Genomic DNA, 13208 nt, shown 5'->3' on the forward strand with positions numbered 1-13208 from the left:
CCCCATGGACGCCTCAAAAACCCTCTCCAACGAGCTAAGCACGCTTATTGACGCGACTATTTCTGCCATTGGCATAGCACCAGGGTTGCAGCCGCGCGCCCGCAGAAATTTGATCCAGATTGCAGAAACACAGGGAAAGATTGAGATAGAACGCCGACTGCAGGAGGCGCTCGACCGCAAGCACCGGGCGAGGCTCTGGCTGCAATCTCGAGAGCAGAAGGCGCCTCTGGACGAGATCGAGTGGGTGCCGCTCGGAGATACAGGTAAAATCTATGGCCAGCGAAGATTTTGGACCGCTTTGGCCAAATTATCTCAATCAAACCTTGCAATCGGTAGCAGATGGGCGAAGTATGCCGCAATTGCGTCGCAGAAAATTGGCGAGCTCGACTGGAGCAAGGACTATTCGAGGGAAGTAATTTTTGCTTGTCATCAGTTAGCGAACGCAATTTACGAACAAGATTTCCTTACTGCATCGAACAGAATTCGTGGGCCCGTTTTGGCCGAGACCGCCAACGTGTTCGCGCTTTGTGGGTTTCTAAGTAATAATAGGGAGGTTATTGCTCACAGTTTGGTTCTTTATCGTGAAGCCGCCAGCTCAATTGCAGCAGAGGATGCGCCTAGTGTTTTGGCAATTGTTCAGTTAAACCGATGCCAAACACTAATTCATTATGGAAACACGGTTAGAAATGAAATGCTGCAGCCTTTTGACGCCGATGTGGTGGAGGTAACTGATTTCATGCGCCACTCTCCTGATACGAATTTTTCTGATCTTTTCGTGCCCATTGACGTCAAGCGAATCCGAGACAATCTTTACCGCCTTGACCGATTTTTTCGAGGTTTTCGCCCTGATACATCTTCTACTATTTTATCCAGCTATAGATCGTACGAATTTGAAGGTGACCCTAACCGCGACAGCGAACTTTCCGATGGTAGGAGTGACTACGCAATTTCTATCGTAGCAGGGGACTAGTAGCCGCTGAGGTCACTGCGCACGAAGGCATGCCCTGGTGCTGAGCTGAATTTCGCCGTTGAAGCCTGCGCCTGCTTCCGCTAAGAAGCCGTTGCCGGCTGACCCATTGGCTGGTTCGTTTTCAGGACTCCTGAAGGCACCCGTAGCTCAGCTGGATAGAGCGCTGCCCTCCGAAGGCAGAGGTCACAGGTTCGAATCCTGTCGGGTGCGCCAATCGGCGCAACACCCTAGAAAATAACGGGTCTGAATATCGACTGCGGCATGATCAGGCTGGGGGCATTGATGCCCTCGCCCGGGTTTGACATCCACAGCCCAAAGCCCTTTTCGAGCCACGGCAGAATTTCACTTCCCTTGCTACACGGATGTAGTCATCCTCGAAGCGGGTCTTTGAGACGACGTAGGTCTGGTCTTCATGCTTGTGTGGGAAGAGGAGCTCCCCTGACCTTGCTCCCCGACTGACAAACGCGTGCAATCGGCGCTTTGGCATCTAAAACTCCTTTGCTGCAATCCGCTATATTCAATTCTCGTCACTCGGCCGACTCTCCACCCCCGCTCGCGCTGCAACCGAAATCTAGAGCGCGCATTCCGGGCTGCTGCCGGCCCACCGCTACACACCTCGTTTTCGAAACAATGTACACGAGTCGGAATCATTTTTCTCTTGCACATTTTCATAATGTCGTTCACATATTGATAATGTTTAGGCTCACCATCGATACGGATTAGGGCTATGCGCGACAAACGAGCCAGCTTCGTCAAATTAGCAAACCAGCGCGTTAACAAGGCGCTTGATCAGATACGCCTGGTAGGAAACCTCTCAAATCGAGCGGCCTATGAGTTCAGTGAGGAGGATGCCCGTAAAATCGTAAAGGCCCTTCAGAAAGCTGTAGAAGGGGCGCGAGCACGGTTCACCGAAACGGCTACGGGTGCCGAGCAAGGGTTCACTCTGGACTAGTTGTCGCGTGGACAACCTAACGACGAAAAAACGCAGCGAACTCATGTCGCGTGTACGACACCGCGACACTAAACCTGAGATGATGATTAGGAGTCTGCTCCATGCGAGAGGCTGGAGATATCGAGTAGGCGTTAAAAGCCTTCCAGGAACTCCTGATATAGTATTCTCGCGGCTCAAAATCGTCATTTTTGTCAACGGTTGTTTCTGGCACGGTCATGCCTGCAGACTTGGTACTCGCCCAAAAACAAGAGAAGCATTTTGGGCAGATAAGATTGAGACAAATAAATTGCGTGATAACCGCAAGAACGACGAGCTTGCTAGTCGCGGTTGGCGTGTACTGACTGTATGGCAGTGCGAGTTGAGCAATACGGACGCTGCAATTCGCGAGATTGAAGCTTTCTTGAAGGCTTCAAAGATACCATTGGGAGTGGGTAGGAATGAAGGCATTAAATAGACCAAACTGGGCATTTGAACCAAACCCACGCATGGGCGGCGCAGTTGGTGAGGCCTTCACCAACACGCTGGCGTCTTCAGGAATGCACCCTGAGGCTGTAGTAGCTAGAGAGGCTATCCAAAATAGCGTGGATGCTCGCGCTGAAGAAAACCAAAAGGTGTCGGTCGATTTTGTCACAAAGGTTCTTACTGGTGCCGAAAAAGGCGCGTTTGCAAAGGCGGCAGGTCTGCCAATTATTCAAGAGAGGGCAGATCGCCTGGGATTTCGAGACCCAAACTGCATCAGCACGATTCAGGACAAACGTACCCCACTTAGGCTTTTGTACGTTAACGACCATGGCACGACTGGCCTAAAAGGAGATCCTTTTAGTTCCGATTCTAATTTCTACAAATTTCTTCTTACGCTCGGTGATGGCGGCAAAGAACAGGATGAGCACGGCACTGGCGGGTCCTATGGCTACGGCAAATCTGTCTATAGTGCAAACTCTGGTATACAGACGATTTTCGCCTATAGCAGAACCAAGAATGCAGCCGGCGAGCCGCTGTCGCTACTATTTGGATGCGGGTACTATCGCAAGCACACGCATTTGGACAAAGTCTTTACTGGTCGGGGCTGGTTTGGTTTGGATAACACCCCAGACATACCCGGTGCTCAACCAGTTGTTGAGCCTCTGCTAAATGACGCTGCAGACGCTATGGCGGGCCTCCTTGGCTTTGATGATCGCGAAGCAGATGACCTCGGCACGTCCGTGTTGATAGTGGACACCCTTCTGTCTCCCGACGGTATTTTAGACGGAGTGGAAGACTGGTGGTGGCCACGCCTTATTTCACACAAGCTTGACGTTCGGGTCGTTCGGGAGAACGGAACCGAGGAACTTCCGAGACCTCGAAAGCGGGACCATCTTCGCCCTTTCCTTGAGGCATATGACATCGCGACCGGGAAATCGCCGCCTAACGGCAAAACACAATTTCAAAAGCCGATCGGCAATAGTGACGGACTCTTAGGTCTTTCAGTGCTTAAGCAGGAGGAAGACGGAGAATACGCGGTAGGTGAGGATAGAACGGACTCGGTTGCCCTCATCAGAAGCACGCTAATGGTTGTGGCCTACTATAGAAAATGGAACGTCGGCACCCCGGTCATGGCAGGTGCCTTCCTCGCTTCTCCCGACATTGACCTTGTGCTGCGGTCATCGGAGCCGCCTGCCCATGATCGCTGGGACCCCGAGGCAAGGCGCCTGCAAGATCAAACCGGGTCTAAACGGACGGTCGTTGAGCGTGTGCTCTCCGGTATCAGAAAGACTGTTAAATCGTCGCAGAAAACGGCATCCCCGCCGCCCCCACCCAAGCCAAAGCGACTGACTTTTCTCGAGCGCACTCTTGCTAGCTTGCTATCGCCGTCAAAGAGCGGAGCCGGTAAGAAGCCAGAGGTGACGGCGGCCCCCATACATTTGGAGTACGATAAGGTGCCGCAGTCTTCGGCGGAAGGCGACGCGCTGAAATTAACCGCGTCCTTTAGCGTTCGGTTGAAGGCAGACGAGGCTAGCAATGCAATGAAGGTCCGTCTGAAAGTTACCTGTCCAGTTATAGAAGATGGATCAGTTGGCGAGTCGTTAAACCTGTCAATAAAAACTGACAGCGCGCTCGAAGTAGACTCGGATAATCCTGAGTGGATGATATTCGTGTTGTCTCCGGATAGACCTTCGCGTTTTGTATGCGAGACAGAGCAATACGATCCGTTATGGACTGTCCGTTTCGTGCCCGAAGTCGAAGCAGTGGGGGCTTGACGTGATTGCAACCTGGCACAGGACAGAGCCTCGCGAGGTTCGACCCTTCTTTCAAATCCAAAGTGCTGAAGATTCTCTTCGGTCCTGCCAGATTAAACTCTTCAAGGACGGCGATACTTCGACCGAAACATCGTTTGACCTTGATGAAATCGACTTTCAGAAGCTAGAGCCAGTCGTTTTTCCGTCCGTTGTGAAGCCGGAGAGTTGGCTTCCGTCGGGGTTTGGAGCATCCGATTTGGAACTAGTGCTCGTGGCTACGCATCCGTTTCTCAAGAGATCGGATGTTTTGGCAAATCTGCCTCTCTCGGACACGCTGCCGAACCAATGGACAATCTCACCGGATGTACTCAGCCGCTTTGCCGGAGGTAGAAACCTCAAGCTAACTGTAGCCATCTGTCTTCGTGGGGACCGTGAGCCGTTGCCCGGTTCACCGTTTGTCGTGGGACATTGGCTAGCGCAGAAAACGTTCTCACTAAAGTCCCGCGCGACTCCTACCCTTTTCGATATCCGAACGCGAACAGACGAGGAATGGATTGCAGCTCAGTTTCCGTCAAAAACGTTGTACTTCGTGGAGTATGCCGGCGGGATAGCCGACGAAGGCGAAGAGGACACTTATGTGGCCAGAGTTTACGTGCATATAGATGCGCACAACCGACTAGTCTCTTCGGCGAATTTGGGTGACGCATTCCAGCCTTTTCTGGCAGCTGAGATAGTTCTGTCGATCCTTACCGAGAGCCTGAGCGAATGGAAGGATTTGGAGGCTCCACACCCGACTAGCCCGCTTGCAACATTGTTGCAGCAGCTGAGTAAGGACTCGCCAATGGCCCTTAATACATTGAAAAATGCGGTGACCACGCCAGGTCGGGCCCGTGCACTCCTCCAGGACCGTCTCGCCGTGGTACAGGCCATTAAGTAGCAGGAAACCCCAATGCCATATCCTATCATTAGCAGGTCTGAAGCGCGTGCATGGCTGTTACCTAGCGATGGGCAAGCCGACCCAGCCTTACCCCAGGTACGATACTCAGATGATGGAGCCGACGAGGATTGGGACGCAATTGGCGAGGAGTTGGCTACGTTTCTGAATGGATTGCTGGACACCTACAAGCCGTCGAAGGGCGCGATCGGCGGAGGAGAGTTTGAGGCTGCTGCCACCGCCCATGTGCATGAGATCCTGCCCACCCATCCCGCCTTGGCAAACCCAGAGTTCTGGACTTGGCTCGCTGTGGTCCACTGCAGAAGCGTTATTGATAGAAGGTATGGCGAGAGCCGAGACCCAAAAAATTTTGGCATCGGTACGGCGATTGAAAATCTCCTCTATCGGCTTTGGCTCAGGGCGGAGTTGTCGGTCGACGATGGCCGAACTGATAAATATGATCTGGCGCGTAGGGGTGATATCGATTTTTGGCGTAGTCACCTTTTTCGGCAAGGTTACGGAAATTGTAGGACTTTCTCGCGCGCGCTGATCTCGTTCCAGTTTCCGTCGGACGCGAGCGACAAGCCACGCCTGAAGATCGCTCAGATACGCGCACTCGCAAAACAGCTAAAAAGGGCTCGATCTAATCTTATGTTTGAGCTAATGAGTGAGGCACGGGCAACGAGCTTCATCGATTCGCAATGGGAGCGGATTGCCTCAGCCACGGCGTGAGGTGTTCAGTGCATGAAACTTATCTGAGGATTGGGACCAAGCTCACGCGACAGGTGCAACTAGCACCTGGCAAATCTCAGGAAACATCACTTGTTAATTTGGCCGACGAGGGGCTGGAGCCGCGCCACGCTTGGTGGCAATCGTTGCTTCGTGGTAGTCGAGTCTTGTCAACGGCGAATGGTACCCCTCTCCGGATTGTTGATGCTTTTTGCGGGTCAGGCGGCCTTGCGTTGGGGTTGTCACTGGCAGCTCAGGCCATCAACTTAGAAGTTGAGTTCTCTGCAATCATAGATACCGACGCGGCGGCGCTAGATATCCATAGCTATAACATGGGTGCGAAGCGTAAAATCGCTGCTAGTGCGGCGTCGCTGGTTGATTTTCATGTGTTGGGCCTCGGTGATAGCGCCCGTTTTGGGTACGATCCAGAAACAGTCCACGCTGATCTTGATAAGGTTGGGTCCATCGACGTTTTTATCGCAGGCCCTCCATGTCAGGGTCACTCAAACTTGAACAACCACACCCGTCGCCAAGACCCCAGAAACGATCTCTACGTTACCGCCGTTGCGCTTGGCGTCGCTTTAAATGCCAAAGTGATCATTATTGAGAATGTACCAACCGTCCAAAATTCGCACTCGGATGTGGTCGCAACCGCCGTGGGCCTTCTAAGATCAGCCGGCTACGCTACGTCTATGGGCGTCATTAAGGCCGACAATCTTGGGGCAGCACAGCGCCGAACCAGGCACTTTTTGATTGCAGCGAAGGACGCGCTGATAGAGCCAGACTACCTTACCGCGTTCGCTGATTCGCTGAAGGCTCAGAGTATGCCATTGTCTTGGGCGATTGGAGATCTACTTGATCTGCAATCAACCGATCTGATCAATTCGACCCCAACCGTAACTCCAATTAACGCCGAGAGAATCAGATATCTGTTTGACCATGATCTCTACGACTTGCCGGACGCCCAGAGGCCCGACTGCCACAAAAACGGAACATCCTACACGGCTGTATATGGTCGAATGCATTGGGATCGGCCAGCACAAACTATAACAACCGGCTTTGGGACGCCTGGGCAAGGGCGATACGTTCATCCAATTGAGCGGCGGCTCATAACACCAAGGGAAGCCGCAAGGATTCAGGGGTTTCCAGACTGGTTCGATTTCGCACCCAGCGGACTAGCAGTAAAGCGCAAACACCTCGCTAAGTGGATAGGCGACGCAGTCCACCCTGCTTTGGGTTATGCAGTGGGGCTGGCCGCGCTAAGCGCTATGCAGATCAAAGATCAACACCGCATACAGAGCGCAGCCTAAACTGCTATTTGCCAGCGGCTGCCGGGAAGAACGCGTTGATTGGCAGCAGGCCAAAGCTGCTCATGGCGCTGTCCGCGCCGCAGCTGTCCGCCCAATAGACCTCAACGCGCGAACACTCACTAGCTTCTCCTGGCAAGCACCAAAATCCTCGTTTTTCCCTGGCAATCTCCCAACATCTATACCAAGTGGTCAGAGCAACCATAACAACGATTTCCAATACTGCCTATTCCTGCAGAAACTAAAAACGCTACACTCGCGTAATCATATTGGTAACGGATGCTACGCAACCTGCATCCGGGCAGCCAACGCGGGGAGCGTCGTTATGGGTTTCTTGAAAAATTTCACCAAAGTCTTGGCAGGCGGCGCGGTTGCCGTTGCTTTGTCTTTTCCGGCTAGTGCGGAAGGTCTCAGCGTGGGCATTGGCGGCAGCGGCGGGGTGGGCGTCTCGGTCGGCGGCAGTGGTGGCGGGCTTGGCGTCGGCGCTTCGGTCGGCGGCAGCAAGGGCATCAATGCCGGCGCAACGGTCGGCGGCACAAGCGGCGTCTCCGCCGGTGTCGGCGCGACAGTCGGCGGCACCAGCGGTGTTGCGGCCGGTGTCGGCGCATCGGTTGGCAGCGGTGTCGGGGTCGGCGTGGGCAGTGGGGTGACGGCCGGGGTCGGCATCGGCATTGGCGGGGCGCCGACCAGCCCGCGCAATCCCAACACGCCGGCAATCCCGACGCGGCCGGCGGTGATCGCCATCAACGCCATGTCGGCTGGCCAGCTCGCCAAGATGAAGAAACGCTGCGCCAGTGTGCTCAGCGGCCAGGGCACCTACGATCGCGACCTGAAGCAGCTCTGCCTGCTGTTGGCGCGGCGCTGAGAGTGTCTCATCGGCCGTGAGGTCAGGCGGTTCACCGCTTTTACGAGGCCTGCCTCTTTGGTTTGATACAATTTCCTAGGGAAAGCGCCGTGCGCTTTTCCCGGGAAAACCGTTCCATACTATTCATGCAATTGCTGCCGCGTCGGCCGGATAGCGGCTGCCAGCGGCCCCGCCTGCCATCTCGCAGGTAGCGCGCTTCGTGTGCGCTACCGGGCCGGAAGCCAGCCTGCCGCTTCGAAGACGCCTGATACCTCATCCAGCCCGTGGGCGATGGCGTCCGGCTGGTAGTCGGGCGGCGGGTGGCGGCCGGTGCCGCGATCGACCCACACGGCGCGGAAGTCGAGATCGCGGGCGGCGGTCAGGTCGAGATGCGGGCTGGCGCAGATGTGCACAAGCTCGTCCCTGGTCACGCCGAGGGTTCGCCACGCATGTTCAAAAATCTGCCGCGACGGCTTGTAGGCCTGCGCCTGCTCGGCGGTGATGACCCGGTCGACGGCGCCGCCAAGCTGCGCGACATTGCCGGCGATGATGGCGTCATCGGTGTTGGAGATGATCGCCAGCTTGAAGCCGGCATCCTTTAGCCGGCGCAACGTCGCGACGACTTCCGGGAAAGGCGGCATCCTGCCTATCGACGCGGTCAGCAGTTCCGCGTCGTCAGCCGCAGCTTCCAGCGAGAAATCGCGCATCGCCAGCTGCAAGGCCTTTGCGGTGACGTCGGCGAAGGACAAATGCGGCGTGGTGTGCTCGAGCGCGTGCTCGTGCCGGTCATAGATGGGGATGAAGTCTTCCGCTTCGATCTTGCGGCCCTTGCGCGCGAGGATCGTTTCCATCGCCGCCATCAGGCCTTCGTCCCACTGGATCAGCGTTCCGTAGCAATCGAATGTCAGCCAGGTCGGGCGCGGCCCGTTCAATGCCATTTGCAGAGACCTCAGGGAAAGTTGGCTGGACAGTGGCAGCGATCTCGGTCATTTGAAAATTAAATGTTGCGATAGGATCAAGTGGAAATTCGAATGGAGCTCGATCTCGATCTTTTGCGCAGCTTCGTCGCCGTGGTCGAAACCGGCGGGTTTACACGCGCGGCGGAGCGCATTCACCTGACGCAATCGACCATCAGCCAGCAGATCAAGCGACTGGAGGACAGCGTCGGCCACAGCCTGCTGGTGCGCGAGCGCGCGCCGGGCGGTGTGCAGCTCACCGAAGAGGGCGAGATGCTGCTCGGCTATGCGCGCCGGCTGCTGTCGATCTCGGCGGAGGCGGAAGCGGCCCTGCGGCAGCCCGCGGCGCCAAAGACGGTGCGGCTCGGCGTGCCGGAAGATTTTGCCGGCCGGCGGCTGATCGACCTGCTGTCAGGGTTTGCGAAGGCCTCGCCGCATCTGCGGCTCGACACCGTCAGCGGCTGGAGTTTCGAGCTGCGGCGCCTGCTGGACAATGGCGAGATCGATCTGGCGCTGATCAAGCGCGAACCCGGCGACGCGCCTTGCCTGGGACGCTGGGCGGAAAAGCTGGTCTGGGTAGCCGGTCCATCCGGTGAGCTCGACGCCGACCCGGTGCCGCTGGCGATGTTTCCGCAAGGCTGCATCTACCGGCAAAGGGCGACGCGCGCCATCGAAGCGACAGGGCGGATGTGGCGCATCGCCTACACAAGCCAGGGGCTGATCGGCGTGCAGGCGGCGGTGGCGTCGGGGCTGGGCATCAGCCTGCTGCCGGCGGATGCGGTGCTTCCCGAGCACCGCCTGCTGAGCGCAGCCGACGGATTTGCCGAACAACCGCCATCCGAGCTGGCGTTGATCGCGCCCTCACAAAGGCTGGAGGCGCCGGCGCGCGAACTGGCCGCGTTTCTGGTCGCAAACATCGGCGGCATTCTGCATGGCTCGGTCACCCGGCCCAGGGAAGCGCGACGCCCGGTCGCGGCCTTGCGCTAACTGCCGCCTGGCTGGCTGCCATCTGCCTGATTAACCCCTTTTATACCAGCCCCCGAAGTCCTCTGGCCTTTTGTCCCAGCCGCTCTATCTGGCTAATGTTAGCCTTATCCGCTGATGGAGGTTTTGATGGATCGGCGATCATTCTTGACAGCATTGTTCGGCGTTGCGGGGGCCGCGGCGCTTGCTACCACGGTTAGGCCTCTCGAGGCCGTGGCCGGGGTTCCCAATATCGGCAACGGCATTCTCGATGAACTCGACAAGCAGGATGCCAATTCTCTTGATGACGACGAAGGCCCGGGCGATGTCGAGCAGATCTACCATCGGCGATGGCACCGTCGCCACCACAGGCGGCGTGTCTGGAGACGGCACTGCCGCACGTTCTGGCGGCATGGCCGGTGGCACAGGCGCTGCTATCGCAGGCGCTCCTTTGTCATCTTGCGGTTCTAGAGCAATTCCAGGAAAAGTGTGAAACGGTTTTCGTCCGGAATTGCGTCAAAACAACGAGTTAGAGCGGGTCGCCGTTTCGTGAAACGGTGACCCGCTCTAGCCAAGGCTTGATCCCGGGGTTCGGATGAATCCTTCCCTGAGGCGCAAATACTGAACAGACCCATCCCGACTTGCTTCGGGATGGGAACGTCAGCTTTGTCCAGACACCGCCGCCACAGAGTCGCGCTCGACCAGCGGGCACTCCAGCTTGGTGATGGGATAGCGGCCGCGGCCTGGAGGCGGCGGCACTTCCAGCTGCTCGATCGCCCATTGGCCCATGGCCATGTGCGGCAGGATCGATGTCGTCAGCGGCGGAAACAGATGCCGGGCGATCTCCTCGTCGTCATAGCCGACGACGGAAATGTCCTGCGGTATGTGCAGGCCCGCCTCCTTCAGCGCTTCGTAGCAGCCGATGGCCGTGCGGTCGTTCTGGCAGAAGATGGCGGTCGGGCGGTCTTTCAGCGCGAGCAGCTTGACGGTCGCGGCATAGCCCGCACTTGCCGACCAGTCGCCTTCGACCACCAACTCGGGATCGAACGGTATGTCGGCGGTGGCGAGCGCCCGGCGATAGCCTTTCAGCCGGTCCTGCGCGGCCTGCATCCAGGGTTCGCCGGTGATGGAGGCGATGCGGCGGTGGCCATGGCCGATCAGATGCCGGGTCGAGCTCTGGCCGCCGGCGATCTCCGAGGGAACCACGGCCGGGAAGGCATAGTCGGATGTGTAGCAGTTGAGCAGGATGACCGGGATATCGAGGCCGTAGAGGAAGTCGGGGGCTGAGATCTCGCGGGTGAAAATGGTCATGTAGATCAGCGCCGAGATGCCGCGCTTGGTGAGGGCCGCGATGGCGCGCGGCTCCATGACGGCGTCGCCCATGGTCTGCGCCACAAGCAGGACATTGCCGGCATTCCACGACGCCTGGCGAGCGCCTTCGATGGCGACCACGGCTTCCGGACTGGTTGCCAATTGGTCGACGGCGAAGCCGATGACCCCATCCAGCCCCTCGAAAGCAGGAACCGGCTTGCGCAGCGCCGAGAAGGCGGGCGCGGTGTAGCCGAGCGAACGCGCCGCGTCGATCACCCGCTCGCGCGTCTGCTGCGACAGCCTGATGCCGGGCGAGTTGTTGAGCACAAAGGAGACGGTCGCCTGCGAGCAGCCGGCCGCCCTGGCGATGTCGGTCATGGTGACGCGACCGCCTTTGGCGGTTTTGGCCGACGCTTTGCGCCGCCGCGCCGTGTCGCCGACCTCCGGATCCCTCGTCTCGCTCATGGCATTCGTGTCCCCAATCCTCCGCCTGTCTAGCGGCAGCCTGTCAGGCCGACAAGATGGCTTGGCGCCGTCTACTAATAGAAATCGCCGGATTTGATTATGTCTATTATCAGCTTTGGGTCGCGGCCGCTACGCCTCTCCGTTCGATGGAAACTCAATGACCGCAAGGCATACATCTAAACGCAGCCGAGGCGACGCCTCTCCGGTGAGCGAGCCCCGAGGCCGCCGTCGAGTCGTCTCCCGGGACCTTTTACTAATACTGTTTACTAATACAAAGATGCGCTGTAACGTCAATCCGTCGCGCCGGCTCGTTTATGGCTAGCGCGGCAGAAAGTGCAGTGAACAGCCTGATGGTGAGCGGGGATTGCGTCCGCAAGCTTTGTCTCGGACATGTGATATGTCAGACAAATCAGACTATTTACGAGCATGGGATGAGTCTCTAAAGTCCGTGATCGCGACTGGAACGACGCCATTCTTTTCAGTGCCGGGAACCCCTGAGGAGGAGGGCGTCCAAATCGCAAGCGGCAAATCAGTTAATGCAGGATCGGTTCAGTCCGACGACTGGGCCAAAACGGGAGGTTGAACATGAAATCCTTGATACGACATGCATCCGTAGCCACCGCAGCCCTGCTGCTTGGCCTGACAGCGACAGCCATTGCGCGCGCCGACGACAAGCCGACGCTGGCCTTCGTCGTCAACGGCGCTTCCGACTTCTGGAAGGCGGCGGAAGCCGGCGTCAAGAAGGCGCAGGGCGAACTGCCCGACTACAATCTCGAACTCAAATATCCCGAGCAGTCCTCGGTCGCCATCCAGCAGCGGCTGATGGACGATCTGGTGACCGCCGGCGTCAAGGGCATCATGGTGTCCGCCGTCGACCCCAAGACCTCGACCGACGGGCTGAACAAGATCGCCTCGGAAACGGCGCTGTTCACCACCGACTCGGATGCCCCGCAGACCAAGCGCGTCGCCTATATCGGCTCGTCCAATGTCGATGCCGGAAAGCAGGCGGCCGAGATCGCCAAGAAGGCGATGCCGGACGGCGGCAAGTGCCTCGGCTTCGTCGGCCTGCTCGGCGCCGACAATGCCAAGGAGCGCATCCAGGGCATGAAGGACGGTCTCGCCGGCAGCAAGATCGAACTGGTCGACGTGCGCGGCGATGATATCGACCAGGCACGCGCCAAGAAGAATGTCGAGGACGCGCTGGTCGCCAGCCCCGACATCACCTGCATGGTCGGCTTCTACTCCTACAACACGCCGCGCATCTATGAAGCGCTGCGCGACGCCGGCAAGCTCGGCTCGATCACCGTCGTCGGCTTCGATGACGATCCGATCACGCTGGGCGGCGTCAAGGAAGGCACCGTGGCGGCGACCGTCGTGCAGCAGCCCTTCGAATGGGCCTATCAGGGCATGAAGCTGATGGCCGCCTATCTCAAGGGCGACAAGTCCGGCATTCCGGAAGGCGGCCTGATCATCATCCCGACCAAGATCATCGGCAAGGACGATGTCGACGCCTATGCGGCCAATCTGAAGGCGATGTCCGGAAACTGAGGCCACGAGCAGT

The 13208-nt window shown here is 57.7% G+C and carries 13 protein-coding genes and 1 tRNA gene; 11 read left to right on the forward strand and 3 right to left on the reverse strand.

Annotated features, from left to right (window positions below):
- The first annotated feature begins 4 nt into the window (after positions 1-4).
- The 9 genes from AC1DYC_RS25105 to AC1DYC_RS25145 all read left to right on the forward strand — a co-directional run bounded on the left by AC1DYC_RS25105 (position 5) and on the right by AC1DYC_RS25145 (position 7973).
- Positions 5-970, forward strand: coding sequence for a hypothetical protein (locus tag AC1DYC_RS25105; protein ID WP_477410463.1), 966 nt, complete (start codon positions 5-7; stop codon positions 968-970).
- A 136-nt stretch (positions 971-1106) separates the two neighbouring features.
- Positions 1107-1183: transfer RNA gene (locus tag AC1DYC_RS25110), tRNA-Arg, on the forward strand.
- Between the two features lie 514 nt (positions 1184-1697).
- Positions 1698-1922 (forward strand): hypothetical protein, encoded by a 225-nt coding sequence (locus AC1DYC_RS25115; RefSeq protein ID WP_477410464.1) that lies wholly within the window; start codon positions 1698-1700, stop codon positions 1920-1922.
- Between the two features lie 7 nt (positions 1923-1929).
- Positions 1930-2376 (forward strand): very short patch repair endonuclease, encoded by a 447-nt coding sequence (locus tag AC1DYC_RS25120; protein WP_477410465.1) that lies wholly within the window; start codon positions 1930-1932, stop codon positions 2374-2376.
- Complete coding sequence (locus tag AC1DYC_RS25125) at positions 2360-4159, forward strand: hypothetical protein (protein WP_477410466.1); 1800 nt, start codon at positions 2360-2362, stop codon at positions 4157-4159. The genes AC1DYC_RS25120 and AC1DYC_RS25125 overlap by 17 nt, the downstream gene beginning before the upstream one ends.
- Before the next feature lies 1 nt (position 4160).
- Positions 4161-5075 (forward strand): hypothetical protein, encoded by a 915-nt coding sequence (locus tag AC1DYC_RS25130; protein WP_477410467.1) that lies wholly within the window; start codon positions 4161-4163, stop codon positions 5073-5075.
- Between the two features lie 12 nt (positions 5076-5087).
- Positions 5088-5804 (forward strand): DUF6339 family protein, encoded by a 717-nt coding sequence (locus AC1DYC_RS25135; RefSeq protein ID WP_477410468.1) that lies wholly within the window; start codon positions 5088-5090, stop codon positions 5802-5804.
- 164 nt (positions 5805-5968) lie between these two features.
- Positions 5969-7111: a DNA cytosine methyltransferase gene (locus tag AC1DYC_RS25140; protein ID WP_477410469.1), complete on the forward strand. Its 1143-nt coding sequence runs from the start codon at positions 5969-5971 to the stop codon at positions 7109-7111.
- 322 nt (positions 7112-7433) lie between these two features.
- The gene (locus AC1DYC_RS25145; protein ID WP_477410470.1) at positions 7434-7973 is read left to right on the forward strand and encodes a hypothetical protein; all 540 of its coding nucleotides are present in this window, start codon (positions 7434-7436) and stop codon (positions 7971-7973) included.
- A 206-nt stretch (positions 7974-8179) separates the two neighbouring features.
- Here the strand turns inward: AC1DYC_RS25145 and AC1DYC_RS25150 are convergent, their stop codons facing one another.
- Entirely contained in the window at positions 8180-8890 is a 711-nt protein-coding gene (locus AC1DYC_RS25150) for a haloacid dehalogenase type II (RefSeq protein WP_477410471.1), read from the reverse strand.
- Positions 8891-8977: 87 nt separating this feature from the next.
- Here AC1DYC_RS25150 and AC1DYC_RS25155 point away from each other — a divergent pair, with 87 nt between their 5' ends.
- A complete protein-coding gene (locus AC1DYC_RS25155) occupies positions 8978-9895 on the forward strand; it encodes a LysR substrate-binding domain-containing protein (RefSeq protein WP_477410551.1) in 918 nt (305 codons plus the stop codon).
- A gap of 138 nt (positions 9896-10033) precedes the next feature.
- Here the strand turns inward: AC1DYC_RS25155 and AC1DYC_RS25160 are convergent, their stop codons facing one another.
- Together AC1DYC_RS25160 and AC1DYC_RS25165 are read right to left on the reverse strand one after the other, a co-directional pair.
- Complete coding sequence (locus tag AC1DYC_RS25160; protein WP_477410472.1) at positions 10034-10216, reverse strand: hypothetical protein; 183 nt, start codon at positions 10214-10216, stop codon at positions 10034-10036.
- A gap of 315 nt (positions 10217-10531) precedes the next feature.
- Positions 10532-11647, reverse strand: a complete 1116-nt coding sequence (locus AC1DYC_RS25165; protein WP_477410473.1) for a LacI family DNA-binding transcriptional regulator — start codon at positions 11645-11647, stop codon at positions 10532-10534.
- 585 nt (positions 11648-12232) lie between these two features.
- Between AC1DYC_RS25165 and AC1DYC_RS25170 the strand changes: the two genes are divergently transcribed.
- Positions 12233-13195: a sugar-binding protein gene (locus tag AC1DYC_RS25170; protein WP_181056760.1), complete on the forward strand. Its 963-nt coding sequence runs from the start codon at positions 12233-12235 to the stop codon at positions 13193-13195.
- Positions 13196-13208 lie beyond the last annotated feature (13 nt).

It is taken from the genome of Mesorhizobium sp. P2_E7, from assembly GCF_056403855.1.